25 protein-coding genes and 2 tRNA genes are annotated in these 24,920 nt (G+C 53.0%); 12 read left to right on the top strand and 15 right to left on the bottom strand.

Going from position 1 to position 24,920, the window contains the following annotated elements; translation table 11 throughout:
- Window positions 1–71 precede the first annotated feature (71 nt).
- Window positions 72–1,979: a molecular chaperone DnaK gene (gene dnaK / locus DL239_RS06265; RefSeq protein ID WP_167683147.1), complete on the bottom strand. Its 1,908-nt coding sequence runs from the start codon at window positions 1,977–1,979 to the stop codon at window positions 72–74.
- A gap of 213 nt (window positions 1,980–2,192) precedes the next feature.
- On the opposite strand from dnaK, the gene DL239_RS06260 reads away from it, so the two are divergent.
- Both DL239_RS06260 and DL239_RS06255 read left to right on the top strand, forming a co-directional pair.
- On the top strand, window positions 2,193–2,795 hold the full coding sequence (locus tag DL239_RS06260) for an alpha-ketoglutarate-dependent dioxygenase AlkB family protein (RefSeq protein WP_167683146.1): 603 nt from the start codon (window positions 2,193–2,195) through the stop codon (window positions 2,793–2,795).
- Window positions 2,796–2,925: 130 nt separating this feature from the next.
- On the top strand, window positions 2,926–3,741 hold the full coding sequence (locus tag DL239_RS06255) for a lysophospholipid acyltransferase family protein (RefSeq protein WP_240931760.1): 816 nt from the start codon (window positions 2,926–2,928) through the stop codon (window positions 3,739–3,741).
- Here the strand turns inward: DL239_RS06255 and DL239_RS06250 are convergent.
- Together DL239_RS06250 and DL239_RS06245 are read right to left on the bottom strand one after the other, a co-directional pair.
- Complete coding sequence (locus DL239_RS06250) at window positions 3,738–4,442, bottom strand: COG3650 family protein (protein WP_167683144.1); 705 nt, start codon at window positions 4,440–4,442, stop codon at window positions 3,738–3,740. The two genes, DL239_RS06255 and DL239_RS06250, sit on opposite strands and share 4 nt — an antisense overlap.
- Window positions 4,352–5,173: an ABC transporter permease gene (locus DL239_RS06245; RefSeq protein ID WP_167683143.1), complete on the bottom strand. Its 822-nt coding sequence runs from the start codon at window positions 5,171–5,173 to the stop codon at window positions 4,352–4,354. Before DL239_RS06245 ends, DL239_RS06250 begins: the two co-directional genes overlap by 91 nt.
- 183 nt (window positions 5,174–5,356) lie before the next feature.
- Here DL239_RS06245 and cysQ point away from each other — a divergent pair, with 183 nt between their 5' ends.
- The 8 genes from cysQ (at window position 5,357) to DL239_RS06205 (ending at window position 14,384) form a co-directional block, all read left to right on the top strand.
- On the top strand, window positions 5,357–6,091 hold the full coding sequence (gene cysQ / locus DL239_RS06240) for a 3'(2'),5'-bisphosphate nucleotidase CysQ (RefSeq protein ID WP_240931774.1): 735 nt from the start codon (window positions 5,357–5,359) through the stop codon (window positions 6,089–6,091).
- On the top strand, window positions 6,091–6,891 hold the full coding sequence (locus DL239_RS06235; RefSeq protein WP_167683141.1) for a 3-deoxy-manno-octulosonate cytidylyltransferase: 801 nt from the start codon (window positions 6,091–6,093) through the stop codon (window positions 6,889–6,891). Before cysQ ends, DL239_RS06235 begins: the two co-directional genes overlap by 1 nt.
- Before the next feature lie 216 nt (window positions 6,892–7,107).
- On the top strand, window positions 7,108–8,001 hold the full coding sequence (gene galU / locus DL239_RS06230; protein ID WP_167683140.1) for a UTP--glucose-1-phosphate uridylyltransferase GalU: 894 nt from the start codon (window positions 7,108–7,110) through the stop codon (window positions 7,999–8,001).
- 42 nt (window positions 8,002–8,043) lie between these two features.
- A complete protein-coding gene (galE, locus tag DL239_RS06225) occupies window positions 8,044–9,027 on the top strand; it encodes a UDP-glucose 4-epimerase GalE (protein WP_167683139.1) in 984 nt (327 codons plus the stop codon).
- 109 nt (window positions 9,028–9,136) lie between these two features.
- Window positions 9,137–10,066: a glycosyltransferase family 2 protein gene (locus DL239_RS06220; protein ID WP_439650849.1), complete on the top strand. Its 930-nt coding sequence runs from the start codon at window positions 9,137–9,139 to the stop codon at window positions 10,064–10,066.
- Between the two features lie 200 nt (window positions 10,067–10,266).
- A complete protein-coding gene (locus DL239_RS06215; RefSeq protein ID WP_167683137.1) occupies window positions 10,267–11,253 on the top strand; it encodes a glycosyltransferase family 2 protein in 987 nt (328 codons plus the stop codon).
- Window positions 11,250–12,950 carry a DUF5927 domain-containing protein gene (locus DL239_RS06210; protein WP_167683136.1) on the top strand — a complete coding sequence of 567 codons (1,701 nt, stop codon included), beginning with the start codon at window positions 11,250–11,252 and terminating at the stop codon, window positions 12,948–12,950. The genes DL239_RS06215 and DL239_RS06210 overlap by 4 nt, the downstream gene beginning before the upstream one ends.
- Window positions 12,951–12,956: 6 nt before the next feature.
- Window positions 12,957–14,384, top strand: a complete 1,428-nt coding sequence (locus tag DL239_RS06205) for a sulfotransferase family 2 domain-containing protein (RefSeq protein WP_167683135.1) — start codon at window positions 12,957–12,959, stop codon at window positions 14,382–14,384.
- Between the two features lie 93 nt (window positions 14,385–14,477).
- Here the strand turns inward: DL239_RS06205 and DL239_RS06200 are convergent, their stop codons facing one another.
- From DL239_RS06200 to DL239_RS06150, 11 genes are all read right to left on the bottom strand, one after another.
- Window positions 14,478–14,942: a PTS sugar transporter subunit IIA gene (locus tag DL239_RS06200; protein ID WP_167683134.1), complete on the bottom strand. Its 465-nt coding sequence runs from the start codon at window positions 14,940–14,942 to the stop codon at window positions 14,478–14,480.
- A gap of 51 nt (window positions 14,943–14,993) precedes the next feature.
- The gene (gene hpf / locus DL239_RS06195; RefSeq protein WP_167683133.1) at window positions 14,994–15,557 is read right to left on the bottom strand and encodes a ribosome hibernation-promoting factor, HPF/YfiA family; all 564 of its coding nucleotides are present in this window, start codon (window positions 15,555–15,557) and stop codon (window positions 14,994–14,996) included.
- Window positions 15,558–15,832: 275 nt separating this feature from the next.
- The gene (gene lptB, locus DL239_RS06190; RefSeq protein WP_167683132.1) at window positions 15,833–16,591 is read right to left on the bottom strand and encodes an LPS export ABC transporter ATP-binding protein; all 759 of its coding nucleotides are present in this window, start codon (window positions 16,589–16,591) and stop codon (window positions 15,833–15,835) included.
- Window positions 16,592–17,086: a lipopolysaccharide transport periplasmic protein LptA gene (lptA, locus tag DL239_RS06185; protein WP_167683131.1), complete on the bottom strand. Its 495-nt coding sequence runs from the start codon at window positions 17,084–17,086 to the stop codon at window positions 16,592–16,594. It abuts the gene before it with no gap.
- A gap of 3 nt (window positions 17,087–17,089) precedes the next feature.
- Window positions 17,090–17,689, bottom strand: a complete 600-nt coding sequence (locus tag DL239_RS06180) for an LptA/OstA family protein (RefSeq protein WP_167683130.1) — start codon at window positions 17,687–17,689, stop codon at window positions 17,090–17,092.
- A 17-nt stretch (window positions 17,690–17,706) separates the two neighbouring features.
- Window positions 17,707–18,681: a KpsF/GutQ family sugar-phosphate isomerase gene (locus DL239_RS06175; protein ID WP_167683129.1), complete on the bottom strand. Its 975-nt coding sequence runs from the start codon at window positions 18,679–18,681 to the stop codon at window positions 17,707–17,709.
- On the bottom strand, window positions 18,678–19,292 hold the full coding sequence (locus DL239_RS06170; RefSeq protein WP_167683128.1) for a ribonuclease D: 615 nt from the start codon (window positions 19,290–19,292) through the stop codon (window positions 18,678–18,680). The genes DL239_RS06175 and DL239_RS06170 overlap by 4 nt, the downstream gene beginning before the upstream one ends.
- Window positions 19,293–19,434: 142 nt before the next feature.
- Window positions 19,435–20,934 carry an alanine/glycine:cation symporter family protein gene (locus DL239_RS06165; protein WP_167683127.1) on the bottom strand — a complete coding sequence of 500 codons (1,500 nt, stop codon included), beginning with the start codon at window positions 20,932–20,934 and terminating at the stop codon, window positions 19,435–19,437.
- Window positions 20,935–20,987: 53 nt separating this feature from the next.
- Window positions 20,988–21,425: a universal stress protein gene (locus DL239_RS06160; protein ID WP_167683126.1), complete on the bottom strand. Its 438-nt coding sequence runs from the start codon at window positions 21,423–21,425 to the stop codon at window positions 20,988–20,990.
- A 165-nt stretch (window positions 21,426–21,590) separates the two neighbouring features.
- A tRNA-Leu gene (locus DL239_RS06155) sits at window positions 21,591–21,677 on the bottom strand.
- 159 nt (window positions 21,678–21,836) lie between these two features.
- Window positions 21,837–21,923 (bottom strand) — tRNA-Leu (locus DL239_RS06150).
- A 211-nt stretch (window positions 21,924–22,134) separates the two neighbouring features.
- Between DL239_RS06150 and DL239_RS06145 the strand changes: the two genes are divergently transcribed.
- Window positions 22,135–23,124 carry a complex I NDUFA9 subunit family protein gene (locus DL239_RS06145; protein ID WP_167683125.1) on the top strand — a complete coding sequence of 330 codons (990 nt, stop codon included), beginning with the start codon at window positions 22,135–22,137 and terminating at the stop codon, window positions 23,122–23,124.
- A 166-nt stretch (window positions 23,125–23,290) separates the two neighbouring features.
- The gene (locus tag DL239_RS06140; RefSeq protein WP_167683124.1) at window positions 23,291–23,932 is read left to right on the top strand and encodes an NAD(P)-dependent oxidoreductase; all 642 of its coding nucleotides are present in this window, start codon (window positions 23,291–23,293) and stop codon (window positions 23,930–23,932) included.
- Window positions 23,933–23,949: 17 nt separating this feature from the next.
- On the opposite strand, the gene DL239_RS06135 is transcribed toward DL239_RS06140, so the two are convergent.
- Entirely contained in the window at window positions 23,950–24,756 is an 807-nt protein-coding gene (locus tag DL239_RS06135) for an undecaprenyl-diphosphate phosphatase (protein WP_167683123.1), read from the bottom strand.
- Window positions 24,757–24,920 lie beyond the last annotated feature (164 nt).

The following is a 24,920-nucleotide window of genomic DNA, read 5'->3' as shown; positions in this document are numbered from 1 at the left end:
ATCCCTTCTGCCTCAACGAAAGTGGGCCGGCCCTGATTTCGGACCGGCCCGCTTTGGCCTAGGTTAGTTGCTTAGGCGCGCTTGTCGTCGTCCAGATCTTCGAAGTCGGCGTCAACGATGTCATCATCTACCGGGCCTGCGTCGGCAGCTGTGGGCTCTTCGCCCTCTTCTGCTGCGGCTGCCTTGTAGATCGCCTCACCCAGCTTCATGGCCGCTTCGGTCACGTTCTGGATGCCGGATTTGATCTTCTCGGCGTTGTCGGTTTCGATTTCGTCTTTCAACGCAACGATAGCCAGTTCGATTGCTTCGATGGTGGTTGGATCCACCTTGTCCGCGTGCTCTTCCATCGACTTCTCTGTCGAGTGGATGAGGCTCTCGGCCTGGTTTTTCGCTTCGATCAGCTCGCGGCGCTCTTTATCCGCTTCTGCATTCTCTTCAGCGTCCTTGACCATCTGGTCGATGTCAGAGTCAGACAAGCCACCCGAAGCTTGGATAGTGATCTGCTGCTCTTTGCCAGTGCCTTTGTCCTTGGCGCCTACTGACACGATGCCGTTGGCGTCGATGTCAAAGGTCACTTCGATCTGAGGCATGCCACGTGGAGCAGGTGGGATGTTCTCTAGGTTGAACTGGCCCAGGATCTTGTTGTCCGCAGCCATTTCACGCTCACCCTGGAACACGCGGATGGTCACGGCGTTCTGGTTGTCTTCAGCAGTCGAGAACACCTGCGACTTTTTGGTCGGGATGGTGGTGTTACGGTCGATCAGTCGAGTGAACACGCCACCCAAAGTTTCGATACCCAGCGACAGAGGTGTTACGTCCAGAAGAACAACGTCTTTGACGTCGCCCTGAAGAACACCAGCCTGAATGGCAGCGCCCATGGCAACAACTTCGTCAGGGTTCACACCTTTGTGTGGCTCTTTACCAAAGAACTTGCTGACTTCTTCGATGACGCGCGGCATGCGGGTCATACCACCAACCAGAACAACTTCGTCGATGTCGCTTGAAGAGAGTCCCGCATCCTTCAACGCAGCGGCACAAGGCTTTAGCGACGCTTTGATCAGATCAGCAACCAGGCTTTCCAGCTTGGCACGGGTCAGTTTCAGAACCATGTGCAGTGGTGCGCCGTCTTTGCCCATCGAGATGAACGGCTGGTTGATTTCGGTCTGCGAAGCCGAGGACAGTTCGATTTTGGCTTTTTCAGCGGCTTCTTTCAGGCGCTGCAGAGCCATCTTGTCCTTGGACAGATCAACACCGTGTTCTTTCTTGAACTGGTCAGCCAAGTAGTTGACGATGCGCATGTCAAAGTCTTCACCACCCAGGAAGGTGTCACCGTTGGTGGACTTAACTTCAAACAGGCCATCGTCGATTTCCAGGATGGTCACATCGAATGTACCACCACCAAGGTCATAAACCGCGATGGTCTGGGTTTCTTCTTTGTCCATGCCATAGGCCAACGCAGCCGCAGTCGGTTCGTTGATGATACGCAGAACTTCAAGACCAGCAATTTTGCCGGCGTCTTTGGTGGCCTGACGCTGGGCGTCGTTAAAGTACGCAGGAACGGTGATAACCGCCTGTGTCACTTCTTCGCCAAGATAGCTCTCGGCGGTTTCTTTCATCTTACCCAGAGTGAAGGCGGAGATCTGTGAAGGGGAGTATTTCTCACCCTTGGCTTCTACCCATGCGTCTCCGTTGCCGCCGTCGACGATCTTAAAGGGAACCATTTTCTTGTCTTTTGCGACAGCTGCGTCGTTGTTGCGACGGCCGATCAGACGCTTAACACCAAAGACAGTGTTTTCCGGGTTCGTCACGGCCTGACGTTTTGCAGGCTGGCCAACCAGGCGCTCGTCGTCGGTGAACGCGACGATTGAGGGTGTTGTCCGGGCGCCTTCTGCGTTTTCAATAACGCGAGGCTGCGATCCGTCCATGATAGCCACACAGGAGTTGGTGGTACCCAGGTCAATGCCGATTACTTTGCTCATACTATTTGATCCCTTTTCTCAATAAGGCGATTACCTGAGGCCTGAACCCGTTTCGGCATCCAAACCCCGATTTATGTGCGCAATGGCCTACACCATTGTGCGTCCCGGCGTATATAGGGAGCAGGAATGAGCCCTGCAACCGTCTCATGGCACCGGTTTGTGCGAATCTATGCGGTTTTTTGAATGGGCTTGGTTAAGAATGGAATAATGTCGATGTCCAAGCTGCGATTCCGCGGGTTTGAGATTCACAAAGGGTATTTGGATCTGAAGGCGCAACAGGGGCTGATAGATGAGTTGCGGCCGATCCTAAAGGCCGCTCCGCTGTTTTCGCCCACGGTTCCTGGCGGTGGACAAATGTCGGTTCGGATGACGTCATCCGGGCAGTTTGGCTGGTATTCTGATGCCGCTGGATATCGATACACAGATACTCACCCCAAAGGACAAGCCTGGCCTGCAATTCCGGATCAAGTACTGTCAATTTGGCGCCAGCTGACTGGGTTGGAACGCCAGCCCGAATGTTGTTTGCTGAACTACTATGGCGAAGGCGCGAAAATGGGGCTGCATCAGGACAAAGACGAAGCGGACTTTTCCTTTCCGGTGGTCTCTATCAGTCTCGGCGATGACGGGCTTTTTCGCATGGGCGGCCAAACCCGAGGTGGAAAGACGGAAACGATCTGGCTGAACTCAGGTGATGTCGTCGTAATGGGTGGCGAGGGACGATTAACCTATCATGGTGTGGATCGAATTCGCTATAAGTCCTCGCGGTTGCTACCAAAAGGTGGGCGAATCAATCTGACATTGAGGGTGGTGACTTGAGAAGCTCACGTGGCGGAATTTTGCTAACGAAGCCCTTGGCGTAAGTTTAAAAACTGCCCATATAGTGTGCATGATTACACGTCCGGTTAAATATGCTTGGCAACATATAAGGTATGTTCCTCTTTGGTCTATGTTGACCGTGTCGCGTTGGCGTTCCTTTACAACGCGTTCTGCGGCGCTGGGGCGTGCAGTGGGCGGTGTCATGCGGTGGTTCCCCATCGCTCGACGACGGATGAACAGTGATCTGAAATTGGTGTTCCCAGAAATGTCCCGACACGAGCGGAATTGCCTACGTCGTCAAATGGGACGGAACATGGGACAGACCCTGTTCGAGATCTACCATAATGCTGAATTTCACACCCGGTTAGACCATTTCCATGTCTCAGGGCCGGGTATTGAGGTGATTGAGGCAGCGCAGGCGGCAGGCAAAGGCGCCATCATCGTTTCTGGCCATTTTGGCCAATGGGAGGCCGTGCGCGCCTCGCTTAAAGCGCGTGGTATCGAAGTAGGGGCAGTGTATCGCCGTCAAAGCAACCGGCACTATCAGCGTCGCCTGCTGGCCGGAATCGAAGCTGGTGGATTGCCGATTATGGAAACTGGTCGGGTTGGAACCAAAACGCTGGTGCGACACCTGCGTGCCGGAGGTGTGGTTGCGATCCTGTTGGACGAAAAGCATCCTGACGGGACTCGACTACCGTTTTTAGGCCGTCCGGCGCTGACCTCGCTGGCAGCAGCGCAGCTGGCTTTGAAATACGATCTTCCAATGGTGCCCGCCTATGGTACACGTATTGGCGACGGTAGTGATTTCGAAGTCGATTTCGAGACGCCCATTCCTCACACTGACGCCGAGACCATGACCCGAGCATTCAACGACAGCCTGTCAACTCGAATTCTGGAACACCCTGATCAATGGTATTGGCTACTAAAGCGCTGGCAGGGGGTTTAGGGTTGCAATGAGCAGCACCCGCTCAACACCCTAAAGCCAGCTTTTTCTAGCAGCATAAGATCAACTGAAATACCATGAGATTGGTCAGACATGCCATCATTGCACGATTGTGCGGATATGATGCCGGTCAGTGATGATCGTGGGTTGGAGTTGGACCTGGCATCAAAGCCTGTCTTGGTATTTGGATTAGAAGTCCGGCTGTGATTTCGCAATGTATAGGTGTTTGCTTCACCATTCATATCAATGAGTACATGGCTGCTGTTCACGTTCAGGGACCAAAAGGGCTCAGTTCCAAAACAAGAGAGAGTGTTGTCCAAGTCCAGCCAATCTCCTTGATCTGTGCGGGCCATATGACGAAGGGAAACCCAACCTGATGCTTCACCTGAGTTCACTAGCCCCCATTTTTTGGAGCCATCACTGGCGACAATTTCAATCGATTTTTGGTGTGGTCTAAGAATTCCAATTATGGGTGAGGAGGCAGAGGGCTGGCTGCGGATATTCAGAACGTCGTTGTCGGCAACGCCTGTTACATTGTGCAGTGCCGGGTACTCTTGTGCCGTCACTGGCTGCAGGAAAATACAACCAATTATCAGGATGAAAACGAGTCGAATTACCGACCTGCACTCCAACTGAGAGATGCGTGACGGCGGGTATAAAATTCGCCCATCAATCCGATAATTATTAAAACTAACGCCACCCATGCGGCATACTCCCAATTGCTAAAATGTGGGTTGTAATTAATGAAAATATAGCCACGCGCCTGATCAATACAATGAAACAGCGGGTTCCAGTCGAACATAGATAACATGAATGATGGCATGGTGTTAGCCAGGAACATCTTTCCTGACGCAATCATGTTGGCGCGTTGATATACGGTGGAGGCGATCCCAACGAAATTAGGAGCCCAAGGCTTTAGGACCAGAAGGATCAAGCCGACGCCAACGCCGGCGATCCATGAAAGCAAAAGCATGCCAAAGGCCGGGATAGGTTGTTCGATATGCAGCGGTGTAAAAGCGACGTGATAGACGAAAAGGATGAGAAACAGGGACATCACCTGAATATAAAGCGACCCGATGGCTGCTGACAGGATGGCTACCATAGTGTTCATCGGAGCGTGCTGCATCATTGGGCTGCTTGGCCCTTCGGCCCCGGCTACGGCACTAACTGTTTTTGTATGTGTGATGAATAGAAATATGCCGGACATCACGTAGAGGAGAAAGTCACCGCGAACGGCCGATCCTTTCAGGTTTAGAACTGAAAACATTAAGTAAAAGGCAAGAACCATCAACAAGGTTTGCATCAGGTTTAACCCCAACGCCATAAAGGCGTTGCTGTGCTTGGATCGCACACTGCGCACAACAGAATGGAACACCACCTCGAACATCGAGAGGGCGCTGGAAATGGCTGATGGGTTAGTAGACTGCTGAAACATAGTGCTCTGGACCTGAAACTTTGCTCAAATATAGCACGGAATTCTTGCTGTTCCGTTGCCGCGCGATCATAAGAGGGAAAATACTTTTTTTCAACAAATCCCATGTGGTGGAGTCTTTTGGTGCAGTGTGATGTCCTTATCCCGGTGATCCGTCAGCTTGCAATTGAAGCAGGTAACAAGATCATGGAGATCTATAACTCTGAAGATTTCGACGTAAAACAGAAGTCCGATGACAGTCCTGTCACCGCTGCAGATGAGGCGGCGGATGCGTTGATTTCGGCTGGATTGCGGGCTGCGTTCCCTGACATGAAGCTAGTGACCGAAGAGCAAGCGGATTCTCATAGCATCAAGGGTGATACGTTCCTGATTGTTGATCCGCTGGACGGCACAAAGGAATTCATTCACCGTCGTGGCGATTTTACCGTCAACATCGCATTGGTGGAAAAGGGCGTTCCAACCCGTGGTGTCGTATATGCGCCGGCGAAAGAACGGATGTTCTATACGCTGGCAGATGGAACAACGGTAGAAGAGGTCGGCCCGTTTGATGCAAGCACTCCGGGAGAAGTAAATGCGATTCGTGTGGCCGACAGTGACAATGCGGCCCTGATGGTCGTGGCCAGCAAATCGCATCGCGATCAAGCGACGGATGATTACATCAGCAAATACAATGTCAAAGACAGCAAGAGCGCCGGGTCGTCGCTGAAGTTTTGTCTGGTGGCCACTGGCGAGGCCGATATTTACCCACGCGTGGGTCGCACGATGGAATGGGATACTGCTGCAGGTCATGCGGTGCTGTCAGGTGCCGGTGGTAAGGTCGTGCGGTTCGATGACCATTCGCCACTGCTTTACGGAAAGGACGATTATGCAAACCCGTTCTTTATTGCCTATGCACCTAGTGTGGAGTTGAAGAAAGCCTGATGTCTGTACTTGTAGTAATCCCCGCTCGTTTTGCTTCGACCCGATATCCCGGTAAGCCACTTGTTAAACTGACTGGCGCCTCGGGTGAAGAACGCACACTGATTGAGAGATCTTGGCGCGCCGCCACGGCGGTAAATGGTGTGGATCGTGTGGTTGTGGCGACCGACGATGCGCAAATTCAAGAGGTGGCGCAGGGATTTGGCGCCGAGGTTGTGATGACGTCGTCAGACTGCGTGAATGGGACAGAGCGTTGTGCAGAGGCCTTTGATGCTTTGGGCGGTGGCTACGAGATTGTGGTGAATTTGCAGGGGGATGCGCCCCTAACACCACACTGGTTCGTCGAGGATCTGGTCAAAGGTCTGCGGGACGATCCAATGGCCGAAGTCGCAACGCCAGTGCTGCGTTGCGATGGACGTGCGCTGAAGGGTTTCTTGAATGATCGCAAGGCTGGACGTGTTGGTGGCACCACTGCTGTATTTACTCAAGATCACCACGCCCTATATTTCTCAAAGGAAGTCGTGCCTTATACGTCTAAGGAATACGGTGATGATGAAGCTGCACCAGTGTTTCACCACGTTGGGGTCTATGCTTACAGGCCTACCGCGCTGGGTGCCTATCCGCGTTGGGAGGCTGGTTCCTTGGAGAGACTAGAGGGATTGGAGCAACTACGGTTTATGGAGCATGGTCGCAAAGTACTATGTGTAGAAGTTGAGGCCCGTGGAAGGCAATTCTGGGAGCTGAACAATCCCGAAGATGTACCCCGGTTGGAGGCTATGATGCGTGAAATGGGGCAGGATTAATGATTTTGACGTAATTGTGTGTGCATTTTTGCCGTAATTTGCGTGCAAGGTGACCGAGTCATTAAGAGGCTGCAATTTGTGCTATTGGATACGATCTGATCCTTATGGGTAGCTGGGTTCAATGGCAGTTTGATTGTAGCTTGACTTGGAAGGTTCTGATCGATGTCTGTCGTGCGTTTGAGCCTACGCCAACAAGATGAAAATTGAGAGTTTGATATGCGTAGAAAAGTAACAAAGGCGATTTTTCCTGTAGCTGGAATGGGGACACGCTTTTTGCCGGCAACCAAATCCGTTCCTAAGGAAATTATGACCTTGGTGGATCGCCCGCTGGTGCAATATGCGATCGACGAAGCCCGCGCCGCTGGTATCAAAGAGTTCATTTTTGTAACTTCTCGGGGCAAGGGTGCGCTAGAAGACTATTTTGATCACTCACCAATTCTGGAGCAGACGCTGCGGAAAAAAGGTAAAACGGCTCTTCTTGAGACCCTAAAAGAGACCAACATGGAAAGTGGCGCGATCGCATATGTCCGCCAGCATCAGGCCTTAGGTCTGGGCCATGCTGTATGGTGCGCCCGACGCTTGATCGCCAACGAATCATTTGCGGTAATTTTGCCAGACGACGTGATTGCAGCTGAAACGCCATGTTTGCAACAGATGGTTGACGCCTATTCCGAAACCGGTGGAAATATGGTTGCCGCTATGGAAGTCCCACCTGAAAAAACCAGCAGCTATGGTGTGTTGGACGTGAAGGACGATATGGGTTCCGTGGTGTCGGTCAACGGCATGGTGGAAAAACCCAAGGCAGAAGAAGCACCATCGAACTTGGCTGTGATTGGTCGTTACATTCTTGAGCCGTCAGTGCTGCGGAATCTGAACAAGCTAAAGTCCGGATCAGGTGGAGAAATTCAGCTTACAGATGCAATCGCACAAGACATTGGCAGCGAAACTCCTGTTTATGGCTATCGGTTCCGTGGCCAACGTTTCGACTGTGGCTCCAAAGCGGGTTTCTTGCAGGCAACAGTTGCCTTTGCGCTGGCGCGTGACGATTTGCGTGACGATTTGAGCCGCTATTTGAGTTCGATTTCCCATGTTTCAAAGGCAGCAGAATAACTGGGCCCTAAAGGCAGGTTTTGACAGAAGGCAAGACACATAGTGGCACATATTTTGGTAACAGGCGGCGCGGGCTACATTGGCTCGCACGCCTGTAAGGCATTAAAACAAGCAGGGTTCACGCCTGTCGTTTATGATAACTTGGTTACAGGTTGGAAAGATGCCGTGAAATTTGGCCCGTTTGAGCAGGGCGATCTGACAGATCGTGCGCGACTGGATCAGGTGTTCGCCAAATACCAACCTGTTGCCGTTATGCATTTCGCCGCCCTTAGCCAAGTTGGCGAAGCGATGAGCCAACCGGGCCGTTACTGGGCCAACAATGTTGGTGGCTCGTTGACGTTGATCGAGGCGTCAGTTGCTGCGGGCTGTCTGGATTTTGTATTCTCATCGACCTGCGCCACATATGGCGAGCATGACAATGTTGTGCTGGACGAAGACACTCCTCAACTCCCGTTGAATGCCTATGGTGCCAGTAAGCGCGCGGTTGAGGATATTTTAAAGGGTTTTGAGGCTGCCTACGGGCTGCGGTCGGTGGTCTTCCGGTATTTTAATGTTGCCGGTGCTGACCCCGAAGCTGAAGTTGGTGAATTTCATCGCCCCGAAACACATCTGGTGCCATTGGTTCTGGACGCGGTGGCAGGCAAACGCGATGCGCTAACTATCTTTGGAACTGACTACGACACACCTGATGGCACTTGCATCCGCGACTATGTTCACGTCTGTGATCTGGTTGATGCGCATGTTTTGGGATTGAAGTGGCTACAGGACGATAAAGGTAGTCGTGTGTTCAATTTGGGCACAGGTACCGGCTTTTCTGTACGCGAGGTGATGGACCAATCACGTCGTGTCACCAACCGTGAAGTTCCCTTTACAATTGGGGAGCGTCGGGCTGGGGACTGCACCAAGCTGGTGTCAGGGTCCACCCGCGCAGAGCAAGAGCTCGGCTGGAAGCCGTCCCGGTCAACTCTGGACACCATGATCAGGGATGCTTGGGGCTGGCACCAGACAGGTCACTACGAGTCCTGAATTGATATTGCCCCAACTCCAAAATCAGCAGATTAGCTGGCGCGACGCCTACCGGTTGCGCTGGCGTCGACGCAGAGCGCTTTGGACTTCATTTAGGTCACGACATCAATTGCGTGCCGTAAGAGACCTTACCGGAGCGATTAAACCGGATGACATTCTTTCGGTTGTCGTGCTGCGCAACGAGATTACTCGGCTTCCCTTCTTTCTCGAGCATTATCGACAGCTGGGGGTGACACAGTTTCTGGTTGTGGATAATGGCAGTGATGATGGCAGCGCAGAATATCTGGCAGAACAGCCTGATGTCTCGGTTTGGAACACAGCGCATAGCTATCGAGCCTCACGTTTCGGTCTGGATTGGCTGACCTGGTTGCAGGTCAGGTATGCACACGGCCACTGGTGCCTGATGGTCGATGTCGATGAGTTGCTAGTTTATAGCGACGATCAAACCCGCAACTTGCGCACATTAACCGAATGGCTGGAAGGTCAGGGGCGGATCGGTTTCGGTGCGTTGATGCTCGATTTGTATCCCAAGGGCTCGCTGGACCAATGTGCCTATACGTCCGGACAGGATCCGCGTGAGGTGTTGCAGTGGTTCGATCCATCTCCCTACCGTGTGGAGCGCCAATCCCCGATGGGTAACTTATGGGTGCAAGGTGGTGCTCGTGCACGCATATTCCATGGAGATGATCTGCGGCGCTCCCCAACCCTGAACAAAATTCCACTCGTGAAATGGAACCGTCGATATTCATACGTTAACTCAACGCACTCGCTTCTGCCTCGCCAATTGAATTATCTGTACGAAGGGCCTGATGGTCAGGCACCATCAGGGATCCTGCTGCACACGAAATTTCTGCCTGAGATTGTTTCCAAATCGGAAATCGAAAAACAGCGACAACAGCATTTCCACACGCCGGTTGACTTCGATGACTATTACGACAGGATCAGCGCAGCACCAGATATGTGGCATCCAGGATCGGTAAGACTGGAAAGTTGTGCTCAGCTAGAGGCATTGAAATTGATGCGTTCGCCGGATTGGTGATCGACGCAAGGTTGACTTGTCCCACCAGCAGATTTCAAGAATAATGTGGTGGTCGTAATGCTTTCTAAATCCATTGATTCCAGAAAGAAATCCGTGACATAATGCCTTGAATTACTGAGGCGATCAGATCGGGGTGGTCCTGAACGCTTTTTGGTGAATGGGGACTGGATTAAACGTTGAGCCTTTGGGATTCCTATCGGATGCGAGTGCGCCGTAAGCGGCGCATCATACGCGCAGTGCGTAAATCCGACGAGTTGCGCGCAGTGCAGAACAACACCAGCCAGATAAAGCCATCCGACATTCTGCTTGTGTCCACCGTGCGAAATGAACAGATCCGGTTACCGTATTTCTTGAATTACTACCGTGGTCTGGGGGTCAACCATTTCCTGATCGTGGACAATGACAGTACCGATGGCACTGAAAGCTACCTGCGCGGCCAGCAGGACGTTTCGCTGTGGCACACCACCAACAGCTACAAGCGCGCCACTTTTGGTATCGACTGGATGAACTACCTAAAGCGCAAGTATGCCCATGGGCACTGGGTGCTGGTGGTCGACCCGGACGAGTTCTTTATCTACCCATTCTGCGATACCCGGCCGATCCGCGCGCTTACCGATTGGCTGGATAATTCGGCTATCCGCAGCTTTTCGGCAATGCTGATTGATGTGTACCCCAAAGGGCGCATTGACGAGGTGCCATATCGCGCTGGGCAAAACCCGCTGGAAATTGCGCCGTGGTTCGACAGTGGCAATTACTCGGTCAAGAAAAACCCAACTTGGGGCAACCTATGGATTCAGGGTGGGCCTCGGCGTCGGGTGTTCTTTGCTGATGAGCCGAAGAAGGCACCGGCACTGAACAAGATTCCCTTAGTAAAATGGGACCGGCGGTATGCTTATGTCAGTTCAACACACGCACTTTTACCGCGTGGATTGAATCAGGTCTACGAAACTGATGGTGGCGAAAAGGCTAGTGGAGCCCTGTTGCACGCCAAGTTTCTTGATACCTTCACCGCCAAAGCAACCGAGGAAATGACGCGCAAGCAGCACTTTGCGGGATCTGCTGAATATAAGGCCTATGCCGACACACAGCAGGGGCAGCCGGATCTGTGGTGCAAGTGGAGCGAAAAGTACATTAACTGGCGCCAGCTAGAGATCCTGGGATTGATGTCCAAGGGGAACTGGGCATGAGCACCGTTGGCATTGTCATGTTGGTGCATACGGCCCTTCACCGTGCCGAGCAGGTGGCACGGCACTGGACAGCGGGCGGATGTCCGGTGGTTATCCATGTGGACGGCAACGTGTCACAGAAATCCTATCGTGCCTTTGTCGCGTCGCTTGCGGATGACTCGATGGTTCGGTTTTCCCAGCGTCACCACTGTGAGTGGGGGACGTGGGGAATTGTCGCTGCATCACAAAGCGCCTCTGAGCTGATGATGGCAGAATTCCTGGACGTGCGGCACATCTATCTGGCTTCGGGGTCCTGCCTGCCGTTGCGACCGGTGCAGGAACTGATTGATTACCTTGCCGCTCGGCCGCGTACCGACTTTATTGAAAGCGCCACAACAGCCGACGTGCCGTGGACGGTTGGAGGGCTGGATGCAGAACGGTTCACACTGCGGTTCCCGTTTTCGTGGAAGAAACATCGGCAGTTGTTTGATCGATATGTCGAGTTGCAGCGTAAACTGGGAATTAGACGACGAATTCCCACCGGACTAGTGCCGCATATGGGCAGTCAGTGGTGGTGTCTGACGCGGCAAACTCTCTCGGCCATTCTGCAAGACCCTGAACGGGCAACTTATGATCGCTACTTCCGCAAGGTATGGATCCCGGATGAAAGCTATTACCAGACACTGGTACGCCAGTATTCCGGCAGTATAGAAAGCCGGTCGCTGACACTGTCAAAGTTCGATTTTCAGGGTAAGCCGCATATTTTTTATGATGATCATTTGCAGCTGCTGCGGAGATCCGATTGCTTTGTCGCCCGCAAAATCTGGCCTCATGCCGATCGGTTGTATCAGGCCTTTCTGACGGACCAGGCCGGCGCGATGAAAAAGACCGAACCCAATCCGGGTAAGATTGACCGGATATTCGCCAAGGCGGTAGAGCGGCGGACACGGGGGCGACCGGGGTTGTATATGCAGAGCAGGATGCCTCGCCATGGGGCCGAGAATGGTATTACCTCTAACCCGTATTCGGTTTTTCAGGGCTTTGCAGAGCTGTTTGAGAATTTTGAGCCCTGGTTGGCTCAGGCCACCGGAGCTCGGGTGCATGGACATCTATTTGCACCGGAGCGAGCTGAATTCGCAGACGGGCAGGTGCTGATAAATGGGGCGCTGAGCGACAATGCGAAATCCAGAGATTACAACGCTGAAAGTTTCCTGACCAACCTGATTTGGAACACGCGGGGAGAACGTCAGTGTTTTCAATTTGGCCCGCGCGACAATCAGGACCCCAATTGGCTTGTAGCGCGCGACCCAAATGCGCAGGTTTCGGTAATTTCCGGGGCCTGGGCAGTACCATTGTTCAGGTCGAACCGAAACTTCTCTGATCTGCGTAAGGAAGCCGCACGCCTACAGCGTATTGAAAGCGAGCAACTCAAAATTCTCCGTTCGCAATATACCAAAGCGCGGGTTAGAATCTGGACAATGGCCGAGTTTATTGAGGCTCCAATGGAGCCCATTCAGACCATCGTTGACGAAATTGGCATGACCTATCAGCAACGATTAAGCGAAGCCCCGACGATGGTTGACCTGGATGGGTTTGGCCAGTTTTTGCAGAACTTAAAGAACCAAGGCATGCACCCCTATTTGATGGGAGATTTCCCGGTGGAACAAGGGCCGGTCAATATGCCAAAACCACCGCGTAAACCCTATTTGGTGCGATGATCATTTATGACTGAGCAATTTGACTATTTTATCGTGTTTGCAGAAATGCGCACAGGTTCCAATTTTCTGGAAGTAAACCTGAACGCCTTTGATGGTCTTGTATGCCATGGCGAAGCATTCAATCCTCATTTTATCGGCTACCCCAACAAGACCGAGATCCTGAGTATTACTCAGGATGAACGCGACCAGAACCCCGCGCAATTGATTGGCGAGATCAAGGCTCAGAACGGAGCATTGGGCGGGTTTCGTTATTTTCACGATCATGATCCACGGGTTCTGGATATCGCGCTGGAAGACCCGCGGTGTGCCAAGATCATTCTGACCCGAAATCCGCTAGACAGTTATGTGTCCTGGAAGATCGCTCAGGCAACGGGCCAGTGGAAACTGACCAACGTCACGCGCCGCAGAGAAGCACTCGCCGACTTTGATGGAGCTGAGTTTTCCAGGCATGTCGAGGCTTTGCAGGATTTTCAGGTCCTGCTTATGAACCGGATGCAAAAAAGCGGCCAGACGGCGTTCTATGTTGCATATGAAGATCTGCAGAGCGTCGATGTTATGAATGGGTTGGCCCGTTGGTTAGGGCTGAGCGATACGCTGGAGTCCCTAGATGACAGTCTAAAGCGGCAGAATCCGGCTCCGGTTTTGTCAAAGGTCGCCAACGCTGATGAAATGACTGTTGCGTTATCGGGGATGGACCGGTTCAACCTAACCAGAACGCCAAATTTTGAACCCCGCCGGGGACCTTCGGTTCCGGGTTATGTGGCAGGGGTGGTGACGCCACTGTTGTACATGCCGGTTCAGGGCGGCCCTGTGGCGGAAGTGGTGAACTGGCTGGCGGGGTTAGACGGTGTTGAGGCCGACGGGTTGCTGACCAAAATGAACCAAAAGCAACTACGACAGTGGCGCAATGGCAATCCCGGCAACCGGAGCTTCACGGTGGTGCGCCACCCAGTTGCGCGCGCGCATGCCGTTTTCTGTGAAAAGATTCTCCCTGCCGGGAGCGGCAGCTTTAATCGAATCCGCGAGACGTTGCGAAAGAGATTCAAGCTATCGATCCCAAAGGATGGTCCGAACCCAAATTATAGCCTGGCAGATCACCGGGTTGCGTTTGATACGTTTCTGGATTTTCTACGTGCAAATCTAGCAGGCCAGACTGCAATCCGTGTGGATGCCACTTGGGCGAGCCAGTCACAGGTCCTGTCGGGATTTTCAGAATTGGGATCACCAGATCAGATACTACGAGAGGATGAGCTGGCAGAGGAACTGCCCCATCTGGCGCGCCGTGTTGGTCGTATGAAACCTGGAGAGGTTTCTGTTGCGGCTGCAGATCGGCCCTATGCGTTGGAAGAAATCTACGATGCGGCTTTGGAAGAGAAAGTCGCTAAGATTTATAAACGTGATTATATGATGTTTGGGTTTGGCGCTTGGCGGTAGCTGTTCGCTATAGTTGCTGATGGAGAGTTGGGGGCCAGCCCCCAACCCCCGGGATATTTTTAGCCAGATGAAATGCGGAATCTGGTCGCTGTCTTAAGCGGCTTGGACCGACTGATTCTCGGTGAGGATTGTATAGAGGGTTGCGGCATCAGGGTTGGCGCGCAACTTGGTACAAAAGCTTTGCTCGCGTAGGGTGCGAGATACCAGTGCCAAGGCCTTTAGGTGTTCGACACCGGCGTCTTCTGGAGCGAAGAGCGAAAACACAATGTCAATCGGCTGGCGATCCACGGCGCCAAAGTCGAGAGGCTTTTCCAATACGACAAAGACCCCAATAACGTCTTCGACATCACTGATCCGAGCGTGGGGTAGGGCAACTCCATGCCCGACACCGGTGGGGCCGAGGCTCTCGCGTTCTAGCAAGGCCTCGACTGTAGGTGGGGCTTGTAGCGCATAGGCCGAACTAGCAACGTCGGCAATTTCCTGGAACAGTCGCTTTTTGCTTGAGACCGAGGCAATAACGCGCACGGCCTCTGGCTTGAGGATGTTGGAAAGTTGCATTGCCCTGTGCTCCACTTGGGTGCCCCGAAGGGCACCTAGGGTTATCTAAGTTTATGGATCGATCCAGCCGATGTTTCCATCGTCCCGTCGATAGACCACATTTAGTCCGTTCTGCCCTTCCTGGCGGAAGATCAACACAGGAGCGCCAGCCAACTCCATCTGCATCACGGCTTCACCGACCGACAGAGAAGGAATCTTGGTCTCCATCTCGGCCACAATGATTGGCTGCAGCGAAGAGGGTTCGTCTTCTGCGTGAGTCTCCTCTGAGGCGAGGATATAAGAGTTCGCAGCCGAAAGTTCAACCGGCTCGCTTCGGTCACGGTGGTGGTCCTTAAGGCGGCGTTTGTAGCGGCGTAGTTGCGTCTCCATTTTATCGCAGCAGCTATCAAACGCGGCATAAATCTCAGTTTCGTGCGCCTTAGCCTGGGCGGTCAGTCCAGTCGAAAGATGCACGGTTGTTTCGCACACATATTCATGCGCCGAACGGGAAAAGACGACGGTGGCGTCGGTAGGGCGCTGTGCATACTTAGCCACTGCCTCGCCAAGTTCGGTCTGCACATGTGTTTGCAGGGCCGAGCCGATGTCGATCTGTTTTCCGCTGATTTGGTAACGCATGTGATCTCCTTCACGTATGGACATCCAAAGCTCCAGCCGGACCGGGTCCGACAGGTGTAATTAGCTCAGGACGCGGGGAATAAGTAAAACCCTAGATTGCATTCGACCAGACCTTGTTTCCAAGGTCAGAACCGGGAATGCGTCAAACGGGACTTTTACCATAGGCCAATTCGATGCCAAGATGACGGGAGAGTCAATGGGAAACCTAAGATTATCTATGCGGCACATAATCGGGTTCGGCGTGATCTGGCCGATCACAAGCCGATCTTGATCAATCAGGAGATGCGGAAATTATCGCCTAGGTAAACGCGTCGAACATTTTCATTTTCAACCACTTCCTCGGGGGTGCCGGACATAAGGACGTGGCCGTCGTGCAGGATATATGCGCGGTCGACGATTTCCAATGTTTCCCTAACGTTGTGGTCGGTAATTAATACACCGATACCGCGTTTTTTAAGGTCGGAAACAAGGTGGCGGATATCGCCAACCGAGATGGGATCGACGCCTGCAAAAGGTTCGTCGAGCAGAAGGTATTTAGGTTCTGCAGCCAGGCAACGGGCGATCTCTACGCGGCGTCGCTCTCCACCAGATAGGGCCAGCGCAGGAGCGCGGCGTAGGTGCTCGATTGAGAAATCGGATAGTAGTTCTTCGAGCCGTTCACGGCGCTTGTGGGCGTGGGGGACGGCGATCTCGAGTACAGCTGAAATATTGTCTTCGACTGACAATCCGCGAAAAATGGACATTTCCTGCGGTAGATATCCGATGCCCAGCCGGGCTCGGCGATACATTGGCAGGGTGGTGACATTTTGCCCGTCGACAGTGACTGTTCCTGCCTCAGGGAACACCAAGCCAGCGATTGCATAGAAGCTGGTGGTCTTGCCTGATCCGTTGGGGCCAAGCAATGCAACGACCTCACCCCGGTCAAGCGTCATAGAGACGTCACGGATCACAACTTTCTTGCTGTACGACTTGCGCAGCTTCTCGATCTTGAGACCTGAAGAGCCTGAAGTGACAGTAAGTTTAGGCTTGGCCATTTAGTTGCCACCGTCCGGATTGAGAATGGTTTTGACACGGCCGGATAGCTGCGCAGTTCCATCGTTAAGGTTCACGACCAATTGATTGGAGGCAAGGGTGCTGTTGCCTTGATTAAGCAATACGTTACCCGTCATCACAACCGTGCCGCTGTCGATAGTATATTCGGCGCGCTCAGCTTCAGCAGCGTCCGGTCCGTTGACCAGGATTACGTTGCCGGTTGCTTTAAGCTGGTCGATCCCCTTTTGCTCGGGCTTGTAGGACACCAGAACTGTATCGGCAGACAGACGCATCACGCCCTGAATGACCAGAACGTTGCCCTGAAACTGGGCTGAGCCGTCAGCTTGGTTGACCTCAAGCGCGTCAGCGGTGACCTCTACCGGCAATGAAGGATCGGCCTTGATGGTGCCGAATGCAATCGAGGTGGACTGAGCCGAGGCGATGCCTGAAAAAAGGGCTAGGGGCAGGCAGATTATCAAAGCGCGAAAATATGACACAAGCTATCTTTCTGAATTTCTAGGATCGTATACCAGTTTTACCCCGTTATTGAATAGCATATGCAATGGCCCGCCTTGGGTTTTTGTCTGCAATTGCATTGTTCCGGCATTTAGGGTGCCAATTGGCCCGTCGGCCTGGACAGGGCCAGGGCTCTCGACTTCCAACCCACTGATAGTCGCATTTAGTAAATCAGTTGTCACCAGTAAGCCGACGGCCGATGTGATTTCAACGTTGCCAGTGAACCGTGCGAGGTCACTGTCCAGCAGCACTTCGCCGCTGTCAGACCTTAGTGATAAGCGTCCTCCGTCGGCCATACTGATAACTGCGACCAAATCGGTTGCAATAGCAGGCGAAGTAGGTCCGCCAGGACGTGCGATACTGGCTGTCACCGTGATCTCATCCCCTTGCGAGGTGGTGCCGGAAAAGAACGGCGCGGTGATCTGCTGGCCACGCATCCGTTCTTCGATCTCATGGTCGGCAAAAGGGATCGTGGTCTCGGTATTTACGCCCCGGGAAATTAGGAAAAGCGTGGACAGCAAGGCGAGTGCAGCCAAGGGAAGCAGCACTTTTAGAAATGCGACCATTCGGGAATAGCGGTCCATCGCCTGAGCCCTGTCCCTTAACCCAAGCCAGCGCGTAAGCAGTCGTGGATGTGTAAAAGCCCCTCGGCCTTTTGCCCTTTGTCTGAATCAACGACCAGCAAGCAAGTGATCTTGGGTTTATTCGAGTGCATAATAGATACGGCTTCTTCGGCCAGCGATTCCGGGCCGATAGTCGTAGGGTTTGGTGTCATGACCTGTTCGGCGGTTAAGTCCAAAAGCCCGTCCATATGCCGACGTAGATCCCCGTCAGTAATAATACCAACTAGGGTGCCATCCGAATTCGTAACGCCAGTTACACCGAAACCCTTCTGGCTGATTTCAAGAAGTGTGTCACTCATCGGTGTGTTAGTGGAAACCATTGGAAGCTCAGCGCCGGAATGCATGAGATCGCGCACCTTGCTGAGTTGCGCACCAAGCTTGCCGCCGGGATGAAAGTCGCGAAAATTTTCCGGACGGAAATCGCGATGCTTCATGATGGCAATGGCCAAAGCATCACCCATTGCCAAGGTCAGCGTGGTCGAATTTGACGGTACGATGCCGTAACCGCAGGCCTCGCCCATGGCTGGGATCTGCAGCTGCACATCGGCCTGGGTCATCAGCGTGCTTTCCGGTTTGCTTGAAAGCCCAATCAGCGGAATGTCGAAGCGGCGGGTAAATGCCACCAAGTTTGCCAGTTCTGGTGCTTCACCGGAATTGGAGATTGCCAGCACAACATCGCCCTTGGACAACATGCCCAGATCACCATGGCTGGCTTCGGCTGGATGCACGAAATGGGCTGGTGTACCGGTGCTTGCTAAGGTGGCAGCGATCTTGTGGCCGATGTGTCCGGATTTACCAATACCGCTGATTATGATCCGTCCAGTAGCGGACAGGATCATCTGGGCAGCTTCGGCAAAGCGTTCATCAAAGCTCTCTGCTAGAGCTTCGAGGGCACGCGCTTCGTCTAGGGCAACTTGTCGCGCGGTGGCGAGGAATTTTTCAGCGTCTGTCATGAGTGTGCAAAAATATCTGTTTCAGGCCAGCCAGCTAAATCAAGCTTGGCGCGCATTGGAAGGAAGTCGAAGCAAGCTTGGGCCATTTCAGTGCGACCTTCGCGGGCCAAGCGCTTGTTCAGCTCTTCACGCAGACGGTGCAGGTACAGAACGTCTGACGCGGCATAGTCTAACTGAGCTTTGGTCAGTTCAGGTGCGCCCCAGTCGCTCATCTGTTGTTGTTTGGATATGTCGACGCCGATCAGTTCTTGCGTCAGGTTTTTCAGCCCATGTCGATCCGTGTAGGTGCGGATCAATCGGCTAGCGATTTTGGTGCAATAAACTGGCGCGGTCAGAGCGCCAAAAGCGTTGAACATGGCGGCGATGTCGAAACGGCCAAAGTGAAATAGCTTTAGTACTTCTGGGTCTTCCAGCATTCGGCACAGATTTGGTGCTTCGGTCTGGCCAATGGACACTTGAACAATATGTGCATCCCCGTCGCCACCAGACATTTGGATCACGCACAACCGGTCACGGTGAGGGTTTAGCCCCATGGTTTCGCAATCAATGGCGACAATTGGGCCAAGGTCTAGCCCGTCGGGAAGGTCATTTTGATAAAGGTGATTGGCCACGAGTTGCAGTCCTGATCATTATTAGAAGCTGATGCAGGAGATAGGCCTTTTACCTCGTCAACTCAATGGGCAGGGCGACAGAGGTTGGTATTTGGGCGCCCCGGCGCCAATTAAACGCCGGGGGCCATAGTATCTTAGCCTATTAGGCAAACTTGCGGATTTCACCAGTTTCCAATTTGGCTTTGTATGCTTCCATTTCGGCCTTAACGATTGGCGCAAGGAAGTACAGACCCAGAATGTTCGGTACGCAGATCAGGAAGACCAGAGCGTCCGAGATATCCAGAATTGGGCCCAGCTGTACGATGCAACCAAGCGCAACAAAGGCACAGAAGATGACTTTGTATACTGTCTGACCCATCTGGCCTTCGCCAAACAAGTAAGTCCAACCCTTTAGTCCGTAGTAGGACCAAGAGATCATGGTTGAGAAGGCAAACAACAGCGCAGCAAAGGCCAGCGGAACTGGGAACCAGCTCATGTGGCGCTCAAACGCAGCCGAAGTCATTGCCACACCTGTTGCATCACCCGCAAAGTTGGGGTCGGCAACTTGGCTTGTGCCAATAACCAACGCAGTGATTGTACAGATAACGATCGTATCAATGAATGGCTCTAGCAGTGACACATAACCTTCGGTCACTGGCTCGTTTGTCCGAACAGCAGCGTGCGCAATCGAGGCTGAACCAATACCAGCTTCGTTTGAGAATACAGCGCGTTGGAAACCGATGATCAATGCGCCAAGTGCACCACCTGCTACGCCTTCGCCGGTGAATGCACCGGTAAAGATGTTGCTGATTGCCATAGGCAGGGATGTGATGTTCAACAGGATCACGATGATGGCGAAGAAGCAGTAGAAGATCGCCATGAATGGCACAACTTTTTCAGTCACACGTGCGATGGATTTGATGCCACCGATAATCACTGCAAAAACCACACCAGCCAGAATTAGGCCAACCAGCCATCCGTAACCGTCTAGCGCGCCGCCAGCCACTGTATTCAGCTGTACATAGGCTTGGTTTGATTGGAACATGTTGCCAATGCCAAGTGCGCCGATGAAGATACCAACAGCATAGAATGTGCCCATGAACTTGCCAAAGCCGTCCATGCCGCGATCCTGAAAACCGCGGCGCAGGTAATACATTGGACCACCAGAGACCGACCCGTCTGGGTTCTCATTCCGGTATTTCACACCCAGTGTGCATTCAACAAACTTGGTGGACATGCCCAAGAACCCGGCCACAATCAGCCAGAATGTAGCGCCGGAACCACCAACGGTTACCGCAACTGCAACGCCGCCGATGTTACCAATACCAACAGTACCGGAAACGGCTGTTGCCAAGGCTTGGAAGTGCGAGACTTCACCAGAGCTTTTGGGGTCAGCATAGTCGCCACGTACAAGCTCAATCGCATGCTTGAAGCCGCGTAGGTTGATGAAACCCATATAGACGGTGAAGAACACCGCGCCAACAACCAGCCACAGAACCACCAGTGGCAGTTGTGCGCCGGCGACGGGGATTTTGAAGAAAACTACCGTGCCGACAAATTGGGCGATAGGCGCGGTGAATGCATTGATCGATTCGTCAATTCCTGCCTGTGCCTGGCTGGCAAAGGCGAGGGTTGCCAAAAGGGCAATAATTATCCGGTTCATCCCGAACTCCTCGAATTTCGATGAAGGTTTTGTTCCAATTTTCGGATCGTGATCTATGGAACAACCATAACAGGAATGGGCGCTGTCTGAATTAGGTTGCCTGCGACAGACCCAAAGATCAGCGATTTCAATCCCGACTCACCGCGTCTGCCAATAACGATCTGAGCGGCTCCGGTTTTCTTGGCGATTTCGATTAGGGTTTCCGAAGGGTTGCCGTGAAGTACAACGCTTTCAACTTCAATACCGCCTTCGCTTAGATGGCTTAGCGCTGGGCCGACAACAGTGTCATGAGCTTTGGCGATTTCGCTTTCACGACGCGAGTGCCGTTCGGCATTTTCTTCTGGTGTGTTGAATGAATATGGGGACCATTCGATCACATAAGCGACAACCACCTTGGCGCCGCCTAATTCTGCCCGCCGCCGAACGTGGTTCAGCGCGCGTTTTGACCCGTCGCTGCCGTCAACTGCGAGTAATATTACGTTTTCAGACATTAAAAATTCTCCCTGTCAGAGGTCGATAGGGAAGCATGGAGCAATCTCAAGTAGATGCATCGGTCCAGATTTTTGCGGTAATCAGTCCAGTTACGCAAGTTGCTGAAAAAATAAGCAAAAATTATGCTAATTTCTTACACTCAGAAGTTGAGCCGGGTGAGAAATTGGTGCCCAGAAGAGGACTCGAACCTCCACGACCTTGCGGTCACTGGCACCTGAAGCCAGCGCGTCTACCAATTCCGCCATCTGGGCACGGGGTAGTGGGGGCCGTATAAGTCAGGTCATTAGGAGCGTCAAATGAAAAAAGATGCGGTAGATCATCCTGCGAAAGGAGCTGAAAAACTCCCATCGACGCGAAGTAGTCAAATAGCGTTCGCGTTGAAGATTTTTGGGAGCAAAGTGTGGGTGAATTGGTGCCCAGAAGAGGACTCGAACCTCCACGACCTTGCGGTCACTGGCACCTGAAGCCAGCGCGTCTACCAATTCCGCCATCTGGGCACGGGGTAGTGGGGGCCGTATAGGTCGAGTCGCCGAGCCCGTCAAACGGATTTTTGCAGAATTTTCCGTTCTTATACGCTCAGGTTTGCGGGTTCTCATATGCATGGCACTGAAAAGGGAATGTTTGGGTTCAATCTGTGGTGTTTTGCGCCTTGTTTGCAGGGGCGTAGAGCGGTAGATCGGGTGAACAGCTAAAGTTAGGAGCCAAATGATGTCCCAACTGGTCACGATCTATGGCGGATCTGGTTTTGTCGGCCGCTACATCGCGCGCCGCATGGCCAAGGAAGGCTGGCGGGTACGGGTCGCCGTGCGCCGTCCAAATGAGGCTATGCACGTAAAGCCGTATGGTGTTCCTGGACAGGTAGAGCCGGTTTTCTGCAATATCCGGGATGATGCTTCGGTTGCTGCGGTGATGCAGGGAAGCGACGCGGTGGTGAACTGTGTCGGTGTTCTGAGCGAAGTTGGTAAAAACACCTTCGAAGCCATCCATGTCGATGGTGCCGAACGGATTGCACGGATTGCCGCAGAGCAGGGCGTCGGAAACATGGTGCATCTGTCTGCAATTGGCGCAGATAATGAATCGCCAAGCGCATATGGCCGCAGCAAGGCGGCGGGTGAAGCGGCTGTGTTGCAGCACATGCCAAACGCCATGATTCTGCGTCCTTCCATTGTGTTCGGCACCGAGGATAACTTCTTTAACCGATTTGCAGGCATGACACGATTCGGTCCAGTGCTGCCGATTGCACGTGGTAAGACTTTGTTCCAGCCAGTGTTCGCCGATGACGTAGCTAAAGCTGCGGTCAAAGGTGTACTGGGCGATGCCGAGGGTGGCGTTTATGAATTGGGCGGCCCAGAGGTGAAGAGTTTCCAAGCGTTGATGGAAGAGATGCTGGAAGTGATTCACCGTCGTCGTCTGGTGATTTCCCTCCCTGGGTTTGCCGCATGGCTGACGGCCTTTGGCTTTGACATGATGCAGGCCATTAGTTTCCAGCTCATCAAAAATGGTATGCTGACACGTGATCAATTGCGCCAATTGGCCTGTGATTGTGTGGTGTCCGAAGGCGCCAAGGGATTTGCTGATCTGGATGTGCAGCCAGTGATTTTGGGCTCGGTTTTGCCGGATTACCTTTGGAAGTTCCGTCCATCTGGTCAATACGACGCAATCACCGGATCTGCCCGCAATCTGCGTCACGACGGCTAAGGCGGCAATTAAACTAATTTGGGCAAGGCGTAGGGGAAACCCTGCGCCTTTCTTTTTTGGCGACGGGGTCATTTATCTTGACATCAAGAGATATCGCATTTATCTCGACATCAAGATAAATGGCCGACCTGTGCGGCAGCTAGAATGAAAATGGTGGAGAACTGAAATGAAAGTTTTAATCTTGGGCGCTACGGGTGATGTTGGTCGTGAAGCTGTGCGCGAAGCGTTGTTGCGTGGTCATCAGGTCACGGCCTGCGCACGGAAGATTGGTGATGAGGGTGGTCAGCCGAATTTAAAACAAGTCCAGTTGGATGTTCTGGCCGAGCCTCAGAAGTTGGAAGAATTGTTCCGGGCGCATGATGCGGTGATTTCAACTTTGCGGCCTCCATCAGGGCAGGAAAGTGTATTGGTTACCCTGACAGGTCAGGTTCTAAGCGCAAGCAAAGCCAGTGGGACGCCGGTCTATATTACCGGCGGTGCCGCAACTTTGCGGCTCGGTGATGGATCAGATCACACCGTTGTTTCAGCGCCTGACTTTCTGCCTCAAAGTGTCCGGCCAATTGCCGAAGCCTGTGTTGCGCAGGATGCGTTATTAGTGAGCGAGAAAAGTGCACACTGGACCTGTCTACGTCCGTCAGCGATGTTACTGCCTGAGGTGAGAACGGGCCGTTATGCGCTTGGCCGTGACGAGTTGGTGCGGCAGGAAGACGGGCAATCTCGCATATCCTTTGCGGACTTTGCGGTTGCCATGTTGGATCTTGTCGGGTTGCGTCCGGCCCCGCATCAGCGACTGACTGCGGGCTGGTAACGAAAGTCTTCTGGCGATTAGCTGCTATATGCAATCGTCAGAAGGATCAGGCCAAGGATCACGCGGTAGATCACATATGGGGTAAAGCTAACGCTGCGCAGTAAGCGCATCATAAGGCTAAGTGCGACAAGGGCGGACAGCATAGATAGTGCCGCCACAATTCCCGCATCGCGGATAACTGCTGTGTTAGCTTCGACGGCCACTTGCGAGCCTAAAAGAATACCCGAAGCGATAATCGTGGGTATCGACATAAGCATCGCGATGCGGGCGCCGTCTGTGCGGTTGTAGCCAAGCTGCCGCGAGCCGGTGATGGTGATCCCGGACCGAGAAGTGCCGGGGAAGAGAGCCAGCATCTGCCATAGCCCCATGATCAAAGCGTCCTTTGCTCCCCAGTCGCCGGTTGACTTGTGGGTGCGGCCTTTTTGGTCGGCAATATAAAGTACAATCCCAAAGCCCAACATGGTCCACCCAATAACGGTCATGGAGCGTAGGCTGCTGCTGAGGCCTGTGAAATGCAGAAAGGTACCAAAAAGGACCGTTGGAATGGTGGCGATCACCAGTCCCAGGGCGAGACGCGACCCTGTCGTGTCGGCGCGTCCTGATAGTAAGCGGGGTAGGCCAAGTAACGCGACTCGGACATCGCTCCAAAAAAACATAACGACAGCGGCCAAAGTGCCGATATGGGCCGCAACATCGATCACTTGTCCTTGGTCCTGCATGCCCGTCAAAGAGGGGAGAAGAATCAGATGACCGGAGGAGGAAACGGGTAGAAATTCTGTAATGCCCTGAATGAGCGCGACCAGAACAAGCTGAAATAACGGCATAAAACTCGGTTTCCTGACGGTCGGGGCGAGATCGCAATGTGCCCTTGTTTTGTATAAGTGCAGCGTCTCAAATGAAAGTCTATGATTTAGGTCCGGATCAGTCCCTAAAATTACTGTACATTTCCGTATCATCAGGTATCACACGGTGAAAGCTGATATCTTAT

It is taken from the genome of Parasedimentitalea denitrificans (genome assembly GCF_011813015.1).
GTDB lineage: Bacteria > Pseudomonadota > Alphaproteobacteria > Rhodobacterales > Rhodobacteraceae > Parasedimentitalea > Parasedimentitalea denitrificans.
Note: the sequence above shows the minus strand (reverse complement) of the source record. Positions and strands in the feature narration are given on the sequence as shown.